The organism is Dyadobacter sp. BE31 (assembly GCF_031457695.1).
GTDB lineage: Bacteria > Bacteroidota > Bacteroidia > Cytophagales > Spirosomataceae > Dyadobacter.
In genome coordinates this window covers 115,792-136,526 of record NZ_JAVDXA010000007.1, presented here as the reverse complement: position 1 = coordinate 136,526, position 20,735 = coordinate 115,792, and the positions used below count along the sequence as shown (strand labels likewise).

At 53.7% G+C, this 20,735-nt stretch carries 15 protein-coding genes; 13 read left to right on the top strand and 2 right to left on the bottom strand.

All coding sequences use genetic code 11. The features are described from left to right. The first annotated feature begins 24 nt into the window (after nucleotides 1–24). The 8 genes from J2Y43_RS28470 to J2Y43_RS28435 all read left to right on the top strand — a co-directional run bounded on the left by J2Y43_RS28470 (nucleotide 25) and on the right by J2Y43_RS28435 (nucleotide 11,994). Nucleotides 25–4,368 carry a beta-ketoacyl synthase N-terminal-like domain-containing protein gene (locus J2Y43_RS28470; RefSeq protein WP_309990569.1) on the top strand — a complete coding sequence of 1,448 codons (4,344 nt, stop codon included), beginning with the start codon at nucleotides 25–27 and terminating at the stop codon, nucleotides 4,366–4,368. Then, complete coding sequence (locus J2Y43_RS28465; RefSeq protein WP_309990564.1) at nucleotides 4,356–4,652, top strand: phosphopantetheine-binding protein; 297 nt, start codon at nucleotides 4,356–4,358, stop codon at nucleotides 4,650–4,652. Before J2Y43_RS28470 ends, J2Y43_RS28465 begins: the two co-directional genes overlap by 13 nt. Then, on the top strand, nucleotides 4,643–5,476 hold the full coding sequence (locus J2Y43_RS28460) for an alpha/beta hydrolase (RefSeq protein WP_309990559.1): 834 nt from the start codon (nucleotides 4,643–4,645) through the stop codon (nucleotides 5,474–5,476). Before J2Y43_RS28465 ends, J2Y43_RS28460 begins: the two co-directional genes overlap by 10 nt. Before the next feature lie 264 nt (nucleotides 5,477–5,740). Then, entirely contained in the window at nucleotides 5,741–6,937 is a 1,197-nt protein-coding gene (locus J2Y43_RS28455) for a nucleotide disphospho-sugar-binding domain-containing protein (RefSeq protein ID WP_309990556.1), read from the top strand. Then, complete coding sequence (locus J2Y43_RS28450) at nucleotides 6,930–8,132, top strand: nucleotide disphospho-sugar-binding domain-containing protein (protein ID WP_309990551.1); 1,203 nt, start codon at nucleotides 6,930–6,932, stop codon at nucleotides 8,130–8,132. The genes J2Y43_RS28455 and J2Y43_RS28450 overlap by 8 nt, the downstream gene beginning before the upstream one ends. Nucleotides 8,133–8,135: 3 nt before the next feature. Then, complete coding sequence (locus J2Y43_RS28445; protein ID WP_309990546.1) at nucleotides 8,136–9,431, top strand: condensation domain-containing protein; 1,296 nt, start codon at nucleotides 8,136–8,138, stop codon at nucleotides 9,429–9,431. Next, entirely contained in the window at nucleotides 9,428–10,714 is a 1,287-nt protein-coding gene (locus tag J2Y43_RS28440) for a condensation domain-containing protein (RefSeq protein ID WP_309990543.1), read from the top strand. Before J2Y43_RS28445 ends, J2Y43_RS28440 begins: the two co-directional genes overlap by 4 nt. Beyond that, nucleotides 10,711–11,994, top strand: a complete 1,284-nt coding sequence (locus J2Y43_RS28435; protein ID WP_309990537.1) for a condensation domain-containing protein — start codon at nucleotides 10,711–10,713, stop codon at nucleotides 11,992–11,994. The genes J2Y43_RS28440 and J2Y43_RS28435 overlap by 4 nt, the downstream gene beginning before the upstream one ends. Nucleotides 11,995–12,244: 250 nt before the next feature. Here the strand turns inward: J2Y43_RS28435 and J2Y43_RS28430 are convergent, their stop codons facing one another. Both J2Y43_RS28430 and J2Y43_RS28425 read right to left on the bottom strand, forming a co-directional pair. Further along, nucleotides 12,245–14,002, bottom strand: a complete 1,758-nt coding sequence (locus tag J2Y43_RS28430) for an ABC transporter ATP-binding protein (protein WP_309990534.1) — start codon at nucleotides 14,000–14,002, stop codon at nucleotides 12,245–12,247. Then, a complete protein-coding gene (locus J2Y43_RS28425) occupies nucleotides 13,986–15,731 on the bottom strand; it encodes an ABC transporter ATP-binding protein (RefSeq protein WP_309990532.1) in 1,746 nt (581 codons plus the stop codon). The genes J2Y43_RS28430 and J2Y43_RS28425 overlap by 17 nt, the downstream gene beginning before the upstream one ends. Before the next feature lie 118 nt (nucleotides 15,732–15,849). Between J2Y43_RS28425 and J2Y43_RS28420 the strand changes: the two genes are divergently transcribed. The 5 genes from J2Y43_RS28420 to lpdA all read left to right on the top strand — a co-directional run bounded on the left by J2Y43_RS28420 (nucleotide 15,850) and on the right by lpdA (nucleotide 20,491). Beyond that, nucleotides 15,850–17,352, top strand: coding sequence for an arylsulfatase (locus tag J2Y43_RS28420; RefSeq protein WP_309990529.1), 1,503 nt, complete (start codon nucleotides 15,850–15,852; stop codon nucleotides 17,350–17,352). A gap of 1 nt (nucleotide 17,353) precedes the next feature. Further along, on the top strand, nucleotides 17,354–18,085 hold the full coding sequence (locus J2Y43_RS28415; protein WP_309990526.1) for a helix-turn-helix transcriptional regulator: 732 nt from the start codon (nucleotides 17,354–17,356) through the stop codon (nucleotides 18,083–18,085). A gap of 72 nt (nucleotides 18,086–18,157) precedes the next feature. Then, entirely contained in the window at nucleotides 18,158–18,598 is a 441-nt protein-coding gene (locus J2Y43_RS28410; RefSeq protein WP_309990523.1) for a VOC family protein, read from the top strand. A 13-nt stretch (nucleotides 18,599–18,611) separates the two neighbouring features. Then, nucleotides 18,612–19,004: a VOC family protein gene (locus tag J2Y43_RS28405; protein ID WP_309990520.1), complete on the top strand. Its 393-nt coding sequence runs from the start codon at nucleotides 18,612–18,614 to the stop codon at nucleotides 19,002–19,004. Between the two features lie 77 nt (nucleotides 19,005–19,081). After that, nucleotides 19,082–20,491 (top strand): dihydrolipoyl dehydrogenase, encoded by a 1,410-nt coding sequence (gene lpdA / locus J2Y43_RS28400; protein WP_309990515.1) that lies wholly within the window; start codon nucleotides 19,082–19,084, stop codon nucleotides 20,489–20,491. Nucleotides 20,492–20,735: the final 244 nt, after the last annotated feature.

Here is a 20,735-nt window from a genome sequence, read left to right as displayed (position 1 = left end):
GAGCACGACGCATTGAACAACATCATGAAGAGAAATGCAGATATAGCCATCATCGGTATGTCGGGTATTTTCCCGGGGGCAGGCGATCTGAACGCCTTCTGGGAAAATATTCGTGCCGGTGTGGACGCCATCGAAACCGTGCCCGAAAGCCGGATGGGCAGCCTGTTCTTTCAGGAAAATGAACAGACAAGCGCACACTCCGTCGACCGGTTTTACTGCCGTCGCGGCGGATTTATAGACAACTACGCCGAATTTGACCCGATCCAGTTCGGCATTTTGCCGCTGGCTGTGGAAGGTACCGAGCCCGAGCAGCTGCTTGCATTAAGCCTCGCCCATAAGGCATTGCTCGACGCCCGCGCGTTCAGCAACGGCTGCCGCAGCAATGGCGCTAATTTTGCCAAAACGGGCATTATCATCGGCAAGGGTAACTACACCGGCCCGGGCGCTACGCGTGCGATCGAGATCGTGCGTACGAGCCAGCAGATCGTGGAAGTGCTGCAAAGCATTTTGCCAGACCTCAAAAGTGAAGATCTTGAAAAAATAAAAAGCGAATTCCAGCAGAAAAAGGGACGTTTCTCGGCGGATACAGCCATGGGGCTGATCCCTAACCTGACCGCCTCGCTCGTAGCCAACCGCCTCGACCTGGGTGGTACCGCCTACACGTTGGACGCCGCCTGTGCGAGCTCGCTGCTCGCGATCGACCACGCGGTACAGGAGCTCAACTCCGGCCGGGCCGACATGATGATCGCCGGTGGTGTGCATGCCTGCCAGAATGCGCCGTTCTGGAGCATTTTCCACCAGCTGGGCGCATTGTCCAAAAACCAGCAGATCAGGCCTTTCGACCAACGCGCCGACGGGCTATTGATCGGTGAGGGCTGTGGTTTTGTGGTATTAAAAAGACTTTCCGACGCGCTTGCGAACGGCGACCGCATTTATGCGGTGGTCCAGGGCGTAGGCGTATCGAGCGACGGCGCGGGCGCGAGCGTCATGAGCCCTACCGTGCACGGACAGGTAAAAGCCATCCGTCAGGCGTGGGAAATGGCCGGCATCGGCACCGACCAGATCGGCTACCTCGAAGCACATGGCACCGGCACGCCGCTTGGCGATAAAACGGAGCTGGAAACACTGGCAACGGTATTCGGAAATGCGGGTACCAAGGCCGGTATCGGCTCCGTGAAGTCGATGATCGGGCATGCAATGCCTGCGGCGGGTATTGCGGGGATTATCAAGACTGTCCTTGCATTGTACCACGGCCAGCTGCCCCCTACCCTGCATTGCGAGGAGCCGGTGGAAGCATTGGCCGATACGCGTTTCGAGCCTGTGAAGCAGCTTACCGATTGGCGACAGTCGGGCTTGCCGCGGTATGCAGGCGTAAATGCATTCGGATTTGGCGGAATTAATGCGCACGTTGTGCTGGAAGGCTGGGACAAAAGTCCAAAAAACAGCGCAAGCAGCGCAGCTAATACCACCGCAAATGTCGCGGCTCGCGACGAAGTTTTACTCCTCGCGCGCCCCACACACGAAGCATTGCTCGCGGCGTTGGAAACCGGCGAAAAAGAAACCGGCTCGGGCAACTACCGCGTGGCGATTTTTGAACCTACGCCCGAGCGCATTGCAAAGGCCGTTAAAATAGTGACCAAAAACAATGTCTGGCGCAACAAGCAGGACATTTGGTATACCCATGAACCTTTGCTGGCCAACGGTGGCAAAACCGCATTCCTCTTCCCCGGCCTCGATGGCCTTGCGGGAGGAGAGATCGACAGCGTGGCCGAGTATTTCAACCTGCCGCGGTTCGAGGCGGGTGAAAGCAGCGATGAGCAATCGGTTTTCAATACGGCGATGAAATTGCTCGAAAAAAGCAGGATACTCGATTCCGCCATTAAGAAACTCGGTGTAAAATCCGACATGAATGCCGGCCACAGCCTGGGCGAATGGCTCGCGGGCCGCTCTTCCGGACTGGCTTCCGAAGCATCGGTTTTGCAGCTGCTTACCCGGCTAAATCCCGAACTTTTTGAAGTAAAAAATACGAAATTCCTGGCGGTAGGCTGCGGATACGACCAGCTGAAACCATGGCTGGAAGGCAAGCAGGACATCTATTTGTCCATCGACAACTGTCCGCAGCAGGTGATCCTCTGCGGTACCATCGAGGCGGTCGAAGATTTCTCGGCCATTTTGCGTGCGCATCAAATTTTCCATCAACAGCTACCGTTCCAGTCCGGCTTCCACTCACCCTTCGTGAAGGATAAGCTGGACCGGATCCTGGACGGCCTCGAAACCATGGAGTTTCAGCCGACCAGCATTCCGCTCTGGTCGGCTACCACGCTGGACATTTACCCCGAATCATTTGACGAAATCCGTTCGCTGAGCGTCGAGCACCTGGTGAAGCCGGTGCGCTTCCGCGAGCTGATCGATAAGCTCTATGCCCAGGACGTGCGCATGTTTGTGCAAGTCGGCTCGGGCGGGCTTGTGGGGTTTGTGGATGACACTTTGAAAGGCAAGCCATACAGCGCCATTGCCTCGAATGTGCCGATCCGCGGCGGCTTGCAACAATTGCAACGCGTGATGGCCGCATTGTTTGTGGAGGGTAAAGATATCGACCTCGCATTCATGGGCATCGAAACGCAGCAACCCCCGCGGCGCAAACCGATGAAGCTCCAACTCGGCTCGCCGTTCGTGACCGAGCTGGATTCTTTGAAGAAAATTACATTCAGCCAGCCCAAAAAGGAATTGGCGCTGGACGATGTCGCACACCCGGTAATGAAGGCATTATCGGCAAATATGGATGAAATAGCCCTCGTGCAGGCGGAGCTCGCGGGGTTGTTCCGCAACCGGCCGGCAGTAACGCCTCCCGCCCGAAATGTAGCTCAGCCCACAGCACGGTTAGGCGCTCAGCCCGATGTATTTAGGCAGCCCGGAGAGCTACGCCCGCCCTTCAAGAAGCCACTCGATATTTCATTACAGAACAGTCCCTGGCTGATCGACCATTCACTCCTTAAACAGAAGCCTAACTGGCATTGTGTAGAGGATATGGACCCGGTGATCCCGATGACGATGATTTTCGAGGTGTTCGGCGACATCGCCCGCGAGCAGGCACCCGAGCTGCATGTGCAGAAGATTATGGCCATTAAGGTATTCCAATGGATGAATGTGGTGGAACCCTTCCGTGAAACCGTCGCCGGCGAGTGGAAAAGCCCTGACCGGGTTTACCTCGACCTCGACAAGTATGCCAATGCTGAAGTCCAGCTTTCACAAACGAAAGGCACGCCCGAAACAAATGGCTACGACATCGGAGGATCGCTCGGTATTACCATTACGCCGGAGCAGATTTACCGTGAAAATATGTTCCACGGCCCTGCCTACCAGGGAATCCGGGAAGTAGTGAGCGTGGCTCAACACGGCATTACCGGCCTCATTTCCGGTGACGCGGGCAAAGGCTCGCTGCTGGATAATGCAGGGCAACTCTTCGGCCTCTGGCTGCAACTTACCCTGACCAAAGACCGCATTGCATTCCCGGTTAAAATCAACGAGGTGGAATTTTATGGCGAAATGGAAGACCAGGCCGGTATTTTCGAATGCACCTGCCGCCTTACCGAGCTCACCGACGAAACCGCCACCGCCGATTTCATCCTCAAACGCGAGGGGAAAGTTTGGGCGATTATCCGAGGCTGGCAGAACCGCCGCCTGGAAATCGACGACAAGCTCTGGAATGTATCCATGGCCCCGTTGCAGAACGTGCTTTCCGACGAAGTGGCGCCCGGAGTGTTCCTTTTCCGCAATGCCTACCAGCGCGTTGTTTCATGGGATTTTATCTTAAAAAGGTATTTCAACCAGCCCGAAAAACGGCACCAGCGGAGCCTGATGCCTAACAAAAAGAAGGAATGGATGATCAGCCGGGTGGCCGCCAAAGACGCCACGCGTATGCTCCTGCTGCGCTCGCGTAAGGAGGCTTACTTTCCGATTGAGTTTGAAATACGGTCGGATGGAGTGGGCAAGCCGTTCCTCGACGGCCCGATGACGGGCGGCATTCACATCTCACTGGCACATAAGAACCTCGAAGCCGTAGCCATCGCCAGCGAAAAAGGTCCGGTAGGGATCGATATTGAGGAAATACAGCCAAGAAGCCCCGGTTTTACGGAAATCGTGTTCACGTCGGCCGAACTGGCATTGCTCGCAGGCCGCGATCAGGACGAATGGATGACGCGCTGCTGGGTAGCGAAGGAGGCATTCGGTAAAATGCTCGGGAAAGGGCTCATGGGCAATCCCCGCGCCTACCAGATCGAGGAAATTGACGGAGATGCATTGCGCATTCAGGACACATGGATCAATACTATCAAACATTTTAATTACATCATCGGATGGACCAACTGATACAAGACAAGCTGAGCAAAGAGGAAATTTTCGAAACCCTGCACCAATTCATCACCGAGGTGATCGGCGAGGAGTTTGTGGAGGAAATGGATATTACGCCTTCCAGCTCATTTACTAAAGACCTTGAAATGGACAGCATCGAGATCGTAGCGTTCTCGGAAAAAGTCAAAAATCATTTTGGCTCAAACATCGATTTCACCGGCTGGCTGTCGAATATGGACTTGGACGAAATCATCCAGCTGAAACTCGAAAACATCATCAATTACATTCAGGAATGCCAGTAATCAATCTGCCGAATGTCCGCCTGCACGTGCAGGAACTGAACCCCGCGGGTGAGGAGACGCTCATCATGGTGCACGGGATGTTCAGTAACCTGGCGGTGTACTATTTCAATATCGCGCCACTGCTCGCGAAGCATTTCCGCGTGGTGCTGTTCGATATGAAAGGCCATGGCCTGAGCGAAAAAGTACAAACCGGCTACGACCTCACTTCGATGACCAACGACCTCCGCGACCTGATGGACGTGCTCGGGATCGAAAAGGCGCATTTGGCCGGTTACAGCTATGGCGGGCTGGTAGCGTTGAAAATGGCGACCCGTTTCCCGGAACGCGTGGGCAAGCTGGCTATCATCGAAGGCCCCGACCCAAGCGAACAGGAAACGCTCACGATTATTGATACTTATAGTAAGGAATTCCTGATCCATTACATTGAAAACTTCGCCGATACCACACGCCTGTTGGCCGGCAAGCGGCAGTTGGAGAAGAATCACCGGATGTATGAATTTTTGTTTAATGAAACTTCCATCCGGTCCGATATGGAGGGAGAGAAAGCCTTTTTCAATGATCCGGCGGTGGCGGCGATCCAGCATGAGACGCTATTAATTTATGGAGAAGAATCCAACTGCGTGCCATCGGGCCGAACGCTGGCTTTGAGAATCCCGAATGCAACGCTCGTGCTCGCCCCGGGCGATCACAACGTGCCCGTGCAGCAGCCGGAGGTAATAGGAAAGGAACTCGAGAAATTTCTCGAACCGTCCCCATTGCCCGTCGGCCGAAATGCGTCGGCGCCCGAAATGCCCCGTCGCCCGGCGCCCGTCGCCGTCGGCTAAAGCCAACGGAAATGGATAGCGCCCCCGCGGCGTGGCATCGGCCCCGGCCCCGGCCCCGGCCCCGGCCCCGGCCCCGGCCCCGTCGGCTGAAGCCGACGGAAATGGATACGACGGAAATGGATACGATAGTAAATAAAAGAGGACGCAATCCATAACCCCGGACTTCAGTCCGGGGACGGTACTAAAAACCAATAACGCTCCGGTGCTGACCCGGCTAGACGTTCCGGCACCAGATTGCCCAAAAGATTGATACCATACCGCAATATGCCCAAATACGCCTTCATCGTCCCGCCGCTTACCGGCCATATTAACCCCACGCTTAGCGTTGGCGCGGAGCTTCTGGCCCTGGGGCATGAGGTGGCGTGGATCAGCCTGGACGAACAATTGCAGGAAAAACTGCCGGCAGGCGGCCAGCTGCTCGTGATCCGCTACGACGAGGACGATTCCGAGAAGCAGGCGAATGCCGAATACCTCGACATTATTACCAAAAAGAATGTGTATGGCATCGAGAGCATCAAGTTCCTCTACGAAGAGGTGCTCGTGCCGCTCAACCGCTACATGTTCGACGGCATTATGCAGTTGCTCCAAAGCTGGCAGCCCGATGTCGTGATCAACGACCACCAGGTATTTGCCGGTGGTATGGCCGCACATTTGCTCGATATTCCTTACGCCACGTCGGCAACTGCACCTGCGGCCGTGAAAATGATGGAAGATTTGCCCAAAATCCATGAATGGGAGGTAAATCAGATCATCGGCCTGCAACGGGAGCTAGGTATTGAGGGTGAAAGATCGCTCGCGACCTCCGAATTGCTGACGCTCGTATTTACATCAAGGGAGTTTTTTGGAGAAATGGAACTGCCGGATCACTACCGCTTCCCAGGCCCGGTGATCAGCAACCGCATTGCCGACATTCCTTTCGAATGGGAAAAGTTGAAGGCCCAAACCGTTCCCAAAATCCTGATTTCCATCGGTACAACATTCGATCACCAGTTCAAAAAGGATTTCTTTTCCAAAGTAATCGAAGCATTTGGTGGCCAGGAGCTATTTGTGGTAGTGGTTTCGGACGAAACGCTGTTCGAGTCGTGGCCTTCCAATTTTTTGGTACAACAGCGCGTCCCCCAACTCGAATTACTCCCGCACCTAGACGGCGTAGTGTGCCACGCCGGCCACAATACCGTGTCCGAAGCATTATCGAACGGCCTGCCGCTGGTGGTGATCCCGATCGCTTACGACCAGTCGCACGTGGCCGGGCGCGTGGTGGCGAACGGGTGCGGGGTGAGGCTCAATTTCAACCGTTTTAAAGCAACGCACCTTAGAAATGCGGTCAACGATATATTGAATGATCCGGGTTACCGGCTCGCGGCGCGGCGCATCCAGGGCTCCTTCGGGCAAGCTGGCGGCACTCGCACCGCGGCGCAGTGGCTCGATCAGATACCCGTTAAAGTCTTGCATAATGGCTAGATTCCTCTTTGTAGTACCCCCTTTTTTCGGACATATCAGTCCCACACTCAGCGTTGGAGCAAGCCTCATCGCCAATGGTCATGAAGTAGCATGGACGGGCCTGATCCCCCTTGCCGACAAACACATTCCCGCAGGCGGCCGCTATATTCTGCCCGAAGCAGAACTCGCGCCGCACCAGGAGGAGATCGCGCGTATCCTGAAACGCCAGGACGACGGCCCTTCCCTCTCCGGCCCGGAAGTGATGAAACTCGCTTTGGAAGAAACCTATATTCCCTTTGCGCGCATCATGGTGCCCGGCGTATCGCGCGTGGCCGAGGATTTCCAGCCGGATGTGATCGTGAACGACTGCATTACCTTCGGCGGGGCGTTGGCAGCACATCTCAAAGGCATTCCCTGTGTGACGACCACGCCCGTGCCGCCGGATGTAATGGGCGATACCGCCAACTCTGCCCCGAAGATTTTCGAATGGCAGCAGAATCTCATCAAAGGCCTGCAACGCGAGCTCGGCATTTACACCGACGAGTTTGTGATCCATTCGCATGAGATGAACATTGTGTTCACTTCCAAGGAGTTTGCCGGCTTCCCCGAGCCCGATCCGCACATGAAATTTGTGGGGCCGGTGAAAGGCAGGCCCAATGACACCCCGTTCGACTGGGAACGGCTCGAAAAAGCTACTACGCCCAAAATATTCGTATCGCTGGGCACATTGCTGGTCGATATCCGCAAGGAGTTTTTCCTGAAACTGATCGAAGCATTCGGCAACGAACCGATCACGATTGTGGCGGCTACCGACCCGTCGGTGATCGATGAATGGCCGGAGAACTTTATCGTTCAAGGTTTTGTGCCCCAGGCTGATATTATCCCAAAAATGGATGCGGTGATCTGCCATGGCGGGTTCAATACCGTGAACGACACGTTCATGAACGGCCTGCCGATGCTCATCACCCCTATTGCCTACGACCATTTTCACACCGCGGCATTGATCGAAAATGCCGGCTGCGGGATTAAAGTGAGGTATAAAAGGCTGCGTGTGGCCGACGTAAAAAACGCGATGCGGGAACTGCTTGAAAATCCGAAGTACCGCAACGCCGCCCAGCATATCCGCGACACGTTCAATGCCGCGGGCGGTAATGCGAAAGCGGTTTCATTGCTCGAAGATTTTGCGATCGCCAACCGTATAACCGAAACCGCCTGACCGATGAAACGAAACCTGCTTTTCCTCGAGAGAGTGCTTTTCGGCGATGGTACCGAGCCATTTCATGGGGTGTATGCACTCAAAATCGACGGCGCGATCGACCATGCGGGGCTTATACAGGCACTCGCCCGCTTGCAGGAAAAGTACGCCATGCTTCGCACCGCCATTGGCATAGATCTACTTGGAAGGCCTTACTTCCATAGCCCGCCGGTGCCCCCTGTGATCCCCCTCAGGATCGTGGAACGCACCGATGAGGATGATTGGAACCGCGAAACCGTACATGAACTGGGCGCTTCGTTCGGTGTTTCCAACGGCCCGCTGTTCCGCATCACCTGGATACGCTCCACCGAAGTGTCGGACCTCATTATGGCTTTTCACCACTGCATGTGCGACGGCGGCTCAGGTGTGGCATTACTCTCCGACCTGCTGGCATTGCTTGATGATCCGCAGGCGGAGATTGGCAAAGCACCGGCATTCGAAAGCATCCGCGACCTGGTACCGGGCGAAATCCTCGACAATAGCCGTAACCGCTTTAAGGCGAAGCTCTCTGCCGCGCTGGTCAATCTGGGGCTTTCATTAGGTTCTTTATTTATATCAACACAAAGAAAACCGGCTCCACGCTCAGGCGACTACTTAGTCAACTGGAAATTGGGTACGGAGCAGTCGAAAGCGCTGTTTACCCATTGTAAAAAAGAAGGTGTGACGGTCAATACCGCCATCGGGCTTGCATTGATGGAGGCATTCAAAGCGGTAAATGGCGCCGGGGCGCATGGAAAAGCAACTTGTCCGGTGGATATCCGCCGCTATATGCCCGAGGTGAAGCGCGATATGCTGTTTTCGTACGGGTTAGCATTGAATATCAGTCTTCAACAATCCATTGGATCCGGGTTCTGGGCAAAGGCCAAGTCGCTTCAAACCCACGTTTCCAAACAGATGGCGAAGCTGAACCCTTACGAATTTACGATGATCATGGAGGCATCCCACAGTGCCGTCCACAAGCTGCGCCGGTTCCTCACCTATGCCAAAGTGGGTAACGATTTTATGTTTTCCAATATGGGTAAGCTCGACATTCCCCCGCAATACCGGAATTTCGCAGTCGATACCATTTACAGCCCGACGGTCATTGGCCCATTTGCGAACCCCAATACCATCATTACCACCACTTTCAACGGCCAAATGGATTTCTCATTCGTTTCAAACCAGAAATTCATGCCGCGGGACACCGCTATGCAAATCCGGGAAAAAGCCATGGAAATCCTTTTTGAAACCGTAGCCATACCCGATTCCGTGCGTCTATGAAAAGAAGGTTGGGCTTTCTGGAAGCTTCTATGTACGCAGGCGCGGATACGCCTGTGAATGTGGTATTTCCGGTAAAAATAGCAGGAGCGATTGACGAAACTGCGTTGATCGGCGCATTGCAGAAAATCCAGCAAAAGCATCCATTCCTGAACGTTACCGTGGAAACCGATTCCCAAGGTATTCCCTGGTATGTAACGCCGGGATCGATATTACCCATTCCCCTGCGGATCGTCGACAGGCTTTCAGAAGAGACCTGGATCGAGGAGGCGGAAACGGAATGGGGCACGCCCTTTAACCAAACCAATCTCCCGCTGGCGCGGATTGCCTGGGTGCGGTCCGGGCACGTTTCGGAACTGCTGGTCGTCTGCCACCATTGCATTGGCGACGCCACTTCGGCTATGACCATCATGCGCGAGCTGCTCGAATGCCTCAGCGACCCGGCGAAAGAACTGCGCCCCTATCCGGCGTTTTCACCCGAAGCTTTGGTACCTGCAGCCGTGAGGAAGAGCATCCTCAACCGGCTCACTGGTAAGGCTATCGCGGGCATTACGCGCATCTTCCTTTTGGCAGTATCCGCCATGAAAGAAGTCGTAAAAGACCGTTTCTACACCATCCGCTGGAAGCTCAGCGAGGAAGAAACGGCCACGCTGCTTTCTGTTTGTAAAGAAGAAGGCATTCACCTCAACACCGCGCTGGTCCTCGTGTTCATGCGCGCATTCGCGCGCGCCGGCAATGTGCCCACGAGCGGCAGAATGTTCGCCTCCGTGGATATGCGCCGTTTTTTACCTGAAATAGAAAAAGACCACCTGTTCCCGTTCCCGTCCATGGTAGGCCTCGAAACGCCGAAGGACAAAAACGGATTTCGCGAGCAGGCCAACGCCTTGAAAGCACGCCTGCAAAACCAACTCGCAAAAACCGACGCTGCCCGATTACTCCTTTTCAGCGAATACCTGGTACCGCTTTACCCGCGCAGCATTAAATATGCGAAAGCCGGTAAGGGCGGCCACGACTTCGCATTTGCCAACATTGGCCGCATTCCGCTGAACGAAACTTACGGGCCGCTCCGGGTTACCGAAGTGCATTGCCCCCTTTCAAGATTCCCGATGGGGAATCCCTCGAAAGTGTCGGTATCGACGTTCCGCGGACGCATGGATTTCGCATTTCACTCCGAAGAAAAATATATTGCCCGCCAGGACGCCGAATTCATCATCGGCACGGCGATGAAACTGCTCAAAAAGCATTTACTCGAAACTAAACCCCTTACTATCCCGGATTTGAAATGAACAGACAGATGATTGTCGGAGAGCGCATTATGTATGCCGACGGACTCGCACCCGTGAATTGCGTTTTTGCAGCGACTATTGAAGGACATTTTTCCGAACAACAGGTAGCCGATGCACTTGCTAAAATTCAAAACCGGCACCCTTTACTTCGCTCGAATGTCAGGAAAAACGCGACAAATGTCCCTGCATTTGTTACCAATCCGGATATTCCACCGATCCCGATTCATATTATCGAACGGATATCCGACATTCAATGGGAAGAAATAAGTCTTTTGGAATGGGAAAAACAGTTTGATCTGAAGAAAGACCCCGCTGCACGGCTGGTATGGCTGCGATCGGAAACCGTATCAGATATGCTCCTCGTATGCCCGCATTGTGTGTGCGACGGCTCCGGCTTCGTAACCCTCATGCGCGAACTGCTTCTCCTGCTCGACGATGCTGAAATGGAACTCGAACCTTACGAAGGCTTCCAGTCCGTCGATTCCCTTGTACCCGCTTCGATCCGCGACAGCCGGATGATCCATTGGAAAGGGAAGCTGTTTTCGGTGCTGGCGAAAGGCCTTTTTACCATCCTGAACCCCAAGCCCGCGCCGCGCACAGGTGATTACTACCTGCTCACGCATACGCTCGACAAAGAAACAACCAGCGCACTGGTCAAAAAGTGCAAGACCGAAAAAACGACGATCCAGGCGGCATTGTGTACCGCCTCGCTGCTCGCGCACCGGTCGGTGAAGGGAAAAGCGGCACGTAACAAGGTCATCAGCCCCGTGGACATCCGGCGCTACCTGCCCGCTATCGGCCGCGACCACCTGTTCGCATTCGCCCCGATTGTGGAACTTTCGCTGACTCACAAACATGCGCAAAATGATTTCTGGGCGGAAAGCCGGAGAATGAAACAAGCGCTGGTTGAAAAAGCCGAAAACGTGAATGCAGCCGAAATGATGTTCATCACCGAGTACTTTCACGGCTCCACCGGAGCGTTACTCCGGCATATGCGCTCCACCAAGGGCAGCCACGACATTACAATCTCCAATATGGGTGTACTGGATATTCCGGTGAGTTACAACAATTTCAGCGTCCGGGCCATTCACAGCCCCTCCGTGGGGTTCCCCTGGCGCAATCCGAACACCCTCGTCGTAAGCACTTTCGCCGGCAAAATGGATTTCTCCTTCTGCTCAAATGAAAGCTTCCTCCCGATGATCGATGCAGAGAAGATTTGCCGGGAAGCGATGTGGGTGTTGCTGGAAGGGACACAAGTCGCTGCGGCCCACCGGGCGTAGCACTGTTTCATTTTCCGGCTATTCTGTCGACGGACATGATTGATCCATGTCATTGAAATGCCGTTAGGCATGTAATATTGGTAGCTACCAGGTGGTTTGCATCGGTCTAAATGCCGTCAGGCATGAAACAGCAAAGCATTGTTGTTTCATGCCTGACGGCATTAACAAAACGTATCACACTCTTCGAATCTACCAATATTACATCGCTACGCGATTTTTACGTCGGTTGGTCTCTTTTCCAATGCAAAATCTAACTGGCCCGATTTCCCTTCAACAACATCCCCATGGCATCGTCCAGGGACCCGGCGCGGTTGACTTCGCCGGAGTTGACGAAGAAGATTTCGTCGGCATTCTCGATGGTATTGAGGCGGTGGGCGATGATGACTTGCGTGGTCGATTCGGGGAGCTGTTTCAGGATGTCGCCGAGGAGCTTTTCCGTCACGGTGTCGATGTTTGCGGTAGCTTCGTCGAGGATCAGGAGCTCGGGGCTCCGCAGAACGGCACGCATGAATGCGATGAGCTGCTTCTGACCCAGGCTGGTGCTGTCAGCGGTTGCAGAGACTTTCGTTTCCAGCCCGTCTTCAAACAAGGCCAGTATTTCTCCCAGGTTGGCACTGCGGATCACCTGTTCCAGTTTGTCGTTGGAATAATCTTTCAACTGGTCGTTGCCGTAGAGGATGTTCTCGCGGATGGTGCCGGAGAAAAGGAATGGTTCCTGCAAAATGAAACCGATTTTCCGGCTCCTCTCTTCGGGCGAATAGGTGCGGATGTCGCGGCCGTCGAGCAACACGGTTCCCTCGCGCGGGTCGTACAGGCGCGCGATGAGCGAGGCCGTGGTGGTTTTTCCACCGCCGGTCGGACCGATTAATGCGTAGGTTTTGCCGCGTTCCAGTTTGAAATTGACCTGATGCAGAATTTCACGGCTGTCGTAACCGAAACGTACATCGCGGAATTCGAGCAATGCAGCGTCGGCCTCGCGTGTCGTTTCCGTTACAGGTATGAGGTCTGTTTCCAATGCGAGGATTTGCGAAATGCGGTCCCAGCCGGCCATCGCCACCTGGAAACTCGTCCATAATGCCGCCAACTGCCGGAGGGGGTTGTAAAAGTTGACTGCGTAAGCGAGGTAACTCACCAATAACCCCACACTGAACTCGCCGATGCTGATCAGGTGAATGCCGTAGGTAAGCACAACGAGCTGCGCGATGTTGGAAAAGAATGAATAGGTAGGCAGGAAAATATTGTTGGCCAGGCCCGCACGAATGGCCGTACGATAGTTTTCGAGGTTCGCCAACTGGAAGCGCTGCCTGAAATAGTCGCGACGGTTGAATGCGATCACCACTTTGAAATTGTTCAGACTTTCCTGGATCTCGGCACTCAGCGCACCGGTACTTTTGAGGTTTTTGGCATTGGTAGCCTTCACCCAGGGCGAAAGTACAACCGTAAAAATCAGTATCAGCACGGCAGGCGCCAATGCGGCGGAGCCGAGTTTTACATTAATCACCAACAAGAAAATACCCGCACCGAGCATCGTGAAAATACTTCCCACAAACTGCATGAGCGATTGCGAGAAGAACTGGTTCAGCTTATCGGTGTCGTTATTGACGCGGGAAATCAGATCCCCGGCCTTATTCTGGTTAAAAAACGCGACCGGAAGCTGTTGCAATTTGTTGAAAATGGCATTTCTGAGCGTAAACAGCAGGCGCTGCCCTACGCCGCCCATCAGTTTGGTTTGTGTGTAGGCTGTGGCGAGTCCGAGCAGGTACATCGCCAGCAAAATCCCGCCGAACACCAGCAACCCGTGAAACTGCTTCGTCACCACATACTTATCTATGGCGTGGCCGATCAGGTACGGGCCAAACAGGTTTACTGCCGTATTCAACGTAATAGCGCCCAGCGCCAGGGCCAGGTTGCCCCGCTCGTGCGCGATCAATTTCAGCAACTTCCCGAGCGCCTTCAACGTGGAGGTTTTCTGCTGCTGCTCCGAAATTTTGTTAAGATCGTAGTTCATAGTTGCTCGTGCTTTGTTGCGAATTGAAAATCTGCACGTATTCCGGGCTTGTCAGCATCAGCTCGTCGTGTGTGCCGCAGCCGATGAGCTCACCCTCCATCAGCACCACAATCTGGTCGTAATGCTCGATAGCTGCGATTTTCTGCGTCACGGAAATCAACGTGATGCCCGGATAGTTCCGCTCCACATTGGCCAGGATCTTCTTTTCGGTGGTATTGTCGACCCGCGCGGTGAAATCGTCGAGCAGGAGTACTTTCGGGTTCATAGCCAATGCACGGGCCAGCATAATACGCTGCTTTTGGCCGCCGGAAAGGCTCGTACCGCGTTCGGAGACGATGGTGTCAAGGCCGTCGGGCAAGGTTTCAATGAAGGCGGTCAGTTCCGCGGTATCGATCGCTTTCTGCAAAGATTCGTTCGTGACGGTCGTGCTGAATGCGATGTTTTCACGAATGCTCATATTAAAAATGATGCTATCCTGAAAAACAAAACCTACCTGGCGGTGAAACGACTCGCTATCGTAGTAGTCGATCGGATGGCCGTCGAAGGTAATGCGGCCCTCCTGCGGCTTGATGAGGCCTGTCAGCAAATACAGCAGCTGCGTTTTCCCTGCGGCCGTCGGCCCGATCACGGCGATGCGCGAACCAGCACTGACCGAGAAAGTAACGTCCTTCAACGCCGGTTTTTCACCGTACCGGACCGTCACCTGCTCCAAGCTGACATTCCCGTGCAGCGGCTCGGTAGAAGCACCGCCCGGCACGGGATCAGCAATATTTAAAACACCTGAAATCCGCTGGTAGGAAGCGGTAGCCTGGGCAATTACGTTGCTCATAAAGCCAATGACCAGGATCGGAAATATCAGGATTCCCAAATAGCTATTGAATGCCGCAAAACTTCCCAAAGTCATATCACCCTCAATCACAAAATGCCCTCCGAGGACGAGGATAGTGAGCATGGACACGTTGGCCGTAAACGTCACGACTGGGATAAGTCCGGCAAAAAGGCTCAGAATCGCAAGCCCGAAACCCTTCGCTTTGGTATTCGCTTCCAGGAATTTGGCATATTCCAGCTGCTGGGAATTCACCACCCGGATCAGTGCGGAACCTAGGATGCTTTCATTGATGATCTTGTTCAGCCAGTCTATCACCTCGCGGCTTTGTACAAACAATGTGCGGACTTTCTTCAAGGTGATGGCAAACATACCGCCGATGATCGGGATGATGGCAAGCACCGTTAATGCCAGTTTCCAGTTAATACTTAGCAACAGTACGCTCGCACCAATAATAAGGAACAGCGATGACACGATCGCCACAATAGCCTGTGATACAAACATTTTGATCGAATCAATGTCGGCGGTAAGATTGGTCAGCAACTTCGCGGCAGTGGTTTCCTCGATAAATGCGTGACTTTGTTTCGATATTTTGTCTGCCAGCTTCGTCCGCAGGTCGCGGGCTACTTTTTCGGAGGCGTAAGTCTGGATAATGCTCTGCAGGTATGCAAAAACAAATATGAAGATCACCGCGCCGGTGAACTCGGTCAGGATGGCGTCGAGATCGAACTGTTGACGGGTATAATCGTCGATCCCGTCGGCCACCAGCTTGGGAAGCCACAGGTTGACCCCGTTGCTCAGCAATGCAAACAGGAGAAGCAGGGCGATCAACCCCTTGTATGGAGCCAGTAAGCTGAATATGCCCGGCTGCTTGGGCTTTCCGGGATTGGCTTTTTCAGACATATGGGTTTAGCATTAAATACGGCGACAAATATAGCAAGGTATATTTTCGAATTACTCCCCGCCTGTGTGGTTAAATTTTGGTTAAATTTCCGCCCTTCTAAATCCAAACCGCACCTGAATGAAACTTCTGAACCTTTTCTTACTGACATTATCGGTTACCTCCGCGGCGATGGCCCAAAAAGCCAAACCGAAGCAAAAATCCCTGCCCAACATCATTTACATCTACGCCGACGACCTGGGTTACGGCGAACTTGGCTGCTATGGCCAGCAAAAGATCAAAACGCCCCACCTCGACCGCCTCGCCAAAGAAGGCATCCGTTTCACGCAGCATTACACCGGTACGCCCGTGTGTGCGCCCGCGCGGGCCATGCTCATGACGGGCAAGCACGCGGGGCATTCGGCGATCCGCGGAAACTTCGAGCTCGGTACATTCCGCGACGACGAGGAGCGCGGGCAAATGCCCCTACCCGCTTCGGAACTCACCGTGGCCGAACTCCTGAAACAAAAAGGCTATGCGACCGCCCTCACCGGCAAATGGGGCATGGGCATGAACAACACCGAAGGCACGCCGAGCAAGCAGGGTTTCGATTACTACTACGGCTACCTCGACCAGAAACAGGCGCACAACCTTTATCCGTCGCATTTGTGGGAAAACGACCGTTGGGATACGCTGGCACAGCCCTGGCAGGACGTACACCGCAAGCTCGATCCGGCCACAGCCACGGACGCCGATTTTGATTCTTTCAAAGGCAAGGAATATGCCCCGGTAAAAATGACTGAAAAGGCGTTGGCATTTATCGAACGGAGCAAAGGCGGACCATTTTTCCTATACATGCCTTACACCATCCCGCACGTGTCGCTGCAAGCGCCGGATGCGTACGTGCAGCAATACGTGGGGCGGTTCGACGAGAAGCCCTATTATGGCGAAAAAGGGTATGCTTCCACCAAATACCCGCTATCGACCTATGCGGCAATGGTAACTTTTCTGGACGATCAGGTCGGTATTATTTTGGACAAACTGAAAGCCCTCGGTTTGGACGACAACACCATTGTGATGTTCAGCAGCGATAATGGCGCCACTTTCAATGGCGGCGTGAACGCACAATTCTTCAATAGCGTGGCCGGGTTACGAGGCCTGAAAATGGACGTTTACGAAGGCGGTATCCGCGAGCCGTTTATCGCCCGCTGGCCCGGGAAGATCAAGCCTGGGCGGGTAACCGACCATATTTCTGCCCAATACGACCTTCTGGCCACATTAGCAGAGCTGACAGGCCAGGCTGCCCCTCCTACCGACGGCATATCCTTTTTACCCGAGCTGTTAGGACAAACCAACCGGCAGCCAAAGCATCCTTACCTTTATTTTGAATACCCTGAAAAAGGCGGCCAGATCGCCATCCGCATGGGTGACTGGAAGGCCGTCAAAACCGACCTCCGCAAAAACCCTGGTAATCCCTGGCAGCTGTTTAACCTCCGAACCGACCGCAGCGAAACGACCGACCTCGCTGCCAAACACCCGGATATGCTGAAAAAATTCGATGAAATTGTCAAAAAGGAGCATCAGGAACCTGCTAATCCGGCCTGGCAGTTTGTATTGCCGGTGATCGCGGCAAGTGCTAAATAACATGGCTTACATTGAGTACCATCCCCATCCGGCGCTGGCGCCGTACATCGATGCCTACTGGAAGGTAACGGGCGATAATATGCCTTTGGCTGCCCAGACCATCCTGCCTGATGGCTGCGTCGACATCATCATGAATCTCGGTGAGGACGAGCTGCCCGATGCGGATGGTTTCTTCATGAAAAACGAAAGAAGTTACCTTGTGGGAACGATGTCCCGAGCCATTGAAACTACCGTCACGCCCGGGTCGCTACTCATCGGCGTACGTTTCAGGCCAGCCGGATTTGCCGCATTCTATCAATATGATTCCATGCACGAATTCACTGACCGAACGGCTGAGTTCGACCCTACGCTGGCCCCGGACCTCCGTGCACGGAAAACGGAGCCTAAACCCTATCTCGATCAGTTCTTTCTCCGGAGATTACGGAACGAAAACCGCCCGCTCACGCAGGTTATAGGGGAAATCGAATCAAAAAATGGCTTGATTGACGTCACGACGCTGGCACAAAATAGCTGTATGAGCATCCGGCAATTGCAACGGACATTCAAACAACATATCGGCCTCAGCCCCAAAGAATTCCTCAATATCATTCGTTTCCGGTACGCGGTGGAGCTCATCAAAACAGGTGAAAAGCAATCCTTGCTTGACATCGCACTCGAAGCCGGCTATTACGATCACGCGCATCTCACCAATGAAATCCGCAGATATGCGGGCATAGCTCCCTCCCTGATTTGATTTTGTCGCATTTTTCCAAACAGCCTTCCCGAAACGGCTGTTAGTTTTGTTGCATCATTCAACAAACACCTTATGGAACAACGACTCAGCGTCCTCACGCTCGCTGCCGACGATCTTGCGGCGCTCCGCGATTTCTACACCCATACTCTGGGCTGGGAGATTGAGGCGGCCAATCAGGATATCGTTTTTTACAAATTGAACGGTATTTTGCTGGGCTTATTTGGCCGGAAAGACCTCGCAAAATTCAATAATCAGGATCCGGAAGGAAGCGGTTTCCGGCCATTTAACATGGCTTTGATGGTCAATACCCGTGCGGAGGTAGAGCGCATTTATGACGAGTTATCCGGCAAAGATGTGGAAATTGTCCAGCCCATCACCGAGCCCGCGTTTGGCGGCTGCTATTTCCTGTTTGCCGACCCGGAAGGGAATATCTGGGAAATTTCATACAACCCTCTCATTCCCATTGACCAATCGGGCAACGTGCTCGAACATAAGTCGATCGATCATCTTTAAACCTCCGTTAACAATGGCGAATTTCGCATACACCATCCTGTACGTCAGGGACGTAACAGCGACCATCGAATTCTACGAAAGTGCATTTGGCTTCCAAAGAAAGTTTATTACCCCCGACGGCGATTACGGCGAGTTGATCACCGGCAAGACGACGCTTTCATTTGCACGGACGGAACTGGCCAAAACCAATATTCCCGAAGGTTTCACGGAAAGCGACCCGGCTGCCAAGCCATTTGCATTCGAGATCGGGTTTACGGTTGGTAACGTGGAAGAGGCATTTCAAAAGGCATTGAACGCCGGAGCCACGCTGGTCTCAAAACCTAAAACCAAGCCTTGGGGACAGGTGGTGTCATATGTGCGCGATTTGAATGGTTTTCTGGTGGAGATTTGTACCGCAGTGGATTGAAATTCACCGCTGGTTGCATTACATTGGACAGCAATTGACATATCATCACTCATTACTGCCAAGTATTATAATTTCCCATGATTAACCAGGACTATGATCTGATCGTTATCGGCTCCGGGCCGGGCGGATACACCGCGGCCATACGAGCCGCTCAACTGGGCTACAAAACAGCCATTATCGAAAAGTACAACAACCTTGGCGGCACCTGCACCAATGTAGGCTGCATTCCCGCCAAGGCATTGCTCGACAGCTCCGAACATTACCATGATGCCGAGACGCGTTTCGCCAATTTTGGTATTCAGGTGAAAGGGCTTTCGCTGGACGTAAAGCAGTTTTTCGGACGCAAAAGCGAAGTGGTATCGCAAAATGTGGCGGGTATCAATTTTCTCATGAAGAAAAACAAGATTGCGGTAATTTATGGTACCGCACGATTCCTCTCCAACGACCGCATTGCCGTGAAAGCCGCGGATGGTTCGGAGCAGGAGTATCAAAGCAAATACACGATCATCGCGACGGGTTCGAAGCCGATTTCACTGCCCAATGCGGCAATCGACAAAAAACGCATTATCTCCTCCACAGAGGCATTGTCGCTGAACGAAATCCCGGCCACGATGTCGGTAATCGGCGGCGGGGTGATTGGTGTGGAAATGGCATCGGTGTACGCGCGACTCGGCACCAAAGTGACGATCATCGAATATGCAGCCAATCTGGTGCCAACCATGGACAAGGAACTGACAACCGAACTGAAAAAGATCCTTATCAAATCGGGTATCGACATCCTCCTCAGCCAGCGTGTCGATTCGGCGGTGAGCGACGGCAAGAAAGTGACGGTAAAGTACACCGGTGCTGACCAGAAACAGCAGGAAATCACGACCGACTATTGCATGGTTGCCGTGGGCAGGAGGCCTTACACCGACGGGCTGGGGCTTGAAAATACTTCGATTCAGAAGGACGATCGCGGCCGCATTGTGACCAATACGACGTTCCAGACGAGCGTACCCAACATATACGCGATCGGCGATGTGATCAAAGGCCCGATGCTTGCGCACAAAGCCGAAGATGAGGCGATTGCAGCGGTGGAAGGTATTCACGGCCATCCGCACCAAATCAATTACGACCGCATTCCGGGTGTCGTTTACAGCTGGCCGGAAGTGGCGAGCGTGGGACTTACCGAAGAGCAGCTCAAAGAACAGGGTATCCCGTACAACAAAGGTAAATTTCCGTTCTCTGCAAGCGGTCGTGGTCGTGCAGCCGGCGACACTTCCGGTTTCGCCAAAGTACTTTCCGATCCCAAATACGGCGAGGTGCTGGGCGTGCACATCATCGGTGCCCGTGCCGCCGACCTCATTGCCCAGGCGGTGACGATCATGGAGTATGAAATTACGGATTTGGCGTCGTCGACGATCTCCTACGCACACCCGACCTACGCGGAGGCGCTGAAAGAAGCGTTCCTCGCGGCATCAGGGCGTGGTGCTTTGAATATGTAAAAGAAATGGCGCGAAGCTCTTGCTTCGTGCGGATTATTCGCAGGCCTCCGGCCGGTCGATAATGCAATGGTCATCTTTTGCATTACTGACCGGCCAGAGGCCTTTACATTGCGTGCGTGGAGCAGGAGCTTCGCGCCATCTTCTCATTGCATTACTGACCGGCCAGAGGCCTTCACATAGCGTGCGCGAAGCAGGAGCTTCGCGCCATCTTTCTCATTGCATTATTGACCGGCCGGAGGCCTTC

Bases quoted from the DNA above. Each gene is read 5' to 3' on its own strand.
- J2Y43_RS28470 (WP_309990569.1), top strand. From the start codon at position 25: ATGAAGAGAAATGCAGATATAGCCATCATCGGTATGTCGGGTATTTTC.
- J2Y43_RS28465 (WP_309990564.1), top strand. From the start codon at position 4,356: ATGGACCAACTGATACAAGACAAGCTGAGCAAAGAGGAAATTTTCGAA.
- J2Y43_RS28460 (WP_309990559.1), top strand. From the start codon at position 4,643: ATGCCAGTAATCAATCTGCCGAATGTCCGCCTGCACGTGCAGGAACTG.
- J2Y43_RS28455 (WP_309990556.1), top strand. From the start codon at position 5,741: ATGCCCAAATACGCCTTCATCGTCCCGCCGCTTACCGGCCATATTAAC.
- J2Y43_RS28450 (WP_309990551.1), top strand. From the start codon at position 6,930: ATGGCTAGATTCCTCTTTGTAGTACCCCCTTTTTTCGGACATATCAGT.
- J2Y43_RS28445 (WP_309990546.1), top strand. From the start codon at position 8,136: ATGAAACGAAACCTGCTTTTCCTCGAGAGAGTGCTTTTCGGCGATGGT.
- J2Y43_RS28440 (WP_309990543.1), top strand. From the start codon at position 9,428: ATGAAAAGAAGGTTGGGCTTTCTGGAAGCTTCTATGTACGCAGGCGCG.
- J2Y43_RS28435 (WP_309990537.1), top strand. From the start codon at position 10,711: ATGAACAGACAGATGATTGTCGGAGAGCGCATTATGTATGCCGACGGA.
- J2Y43_RS28430 (WP_309990534.1), bottom strand. From the start codon at position 14,002: ATGAACTACGATCTTAACAAAATTTCGGAGCAGCAGCAGAAAACCTCC.
- J2Y43_RS28425 (WP_309990532.1), bottom strand. From the start codon at position 15,731: ATGTCTGAAAAAGCCAATCCCGGAAAGCCCAAGCAGCCGGGCATATTC.
- J2Y43_RS28420 (WP_309990529.1), top strand. From the start codon at position 15,850: ATGAAACTTCTGAACCTTTTCTTACTGACATTATCGGTTACCTCCGCG.
- J2Y43_RS28415 (WP_309990526.1), top strand. From the start codon at position 17,354: ATGGCTTACATTGAGTACCATCCCCATCCGGCGCTGGCGCCGTACATC.
- J2Y43_RS28410 (WP_309990523.1), top strand. From the start codon at position 18,158: ATGGAACAACGACTCAGCGTCCTCACGCTCGCTGCCGACGATCTTGCG.
- J2Y43_RS28405 (WP_309990520.1), top strand. From the start codon at position 18,612: ATGGCGAATTTCGCATACACCATCCTGTACGTCAGGGACGTAACAGCG.
- lpdA (WP_309990515.1), top strand. From the start codon at position 19,082: ATGATTAACCAGGACTATGATCTGATCGTTATCGGCTCCGGGCCGGGC.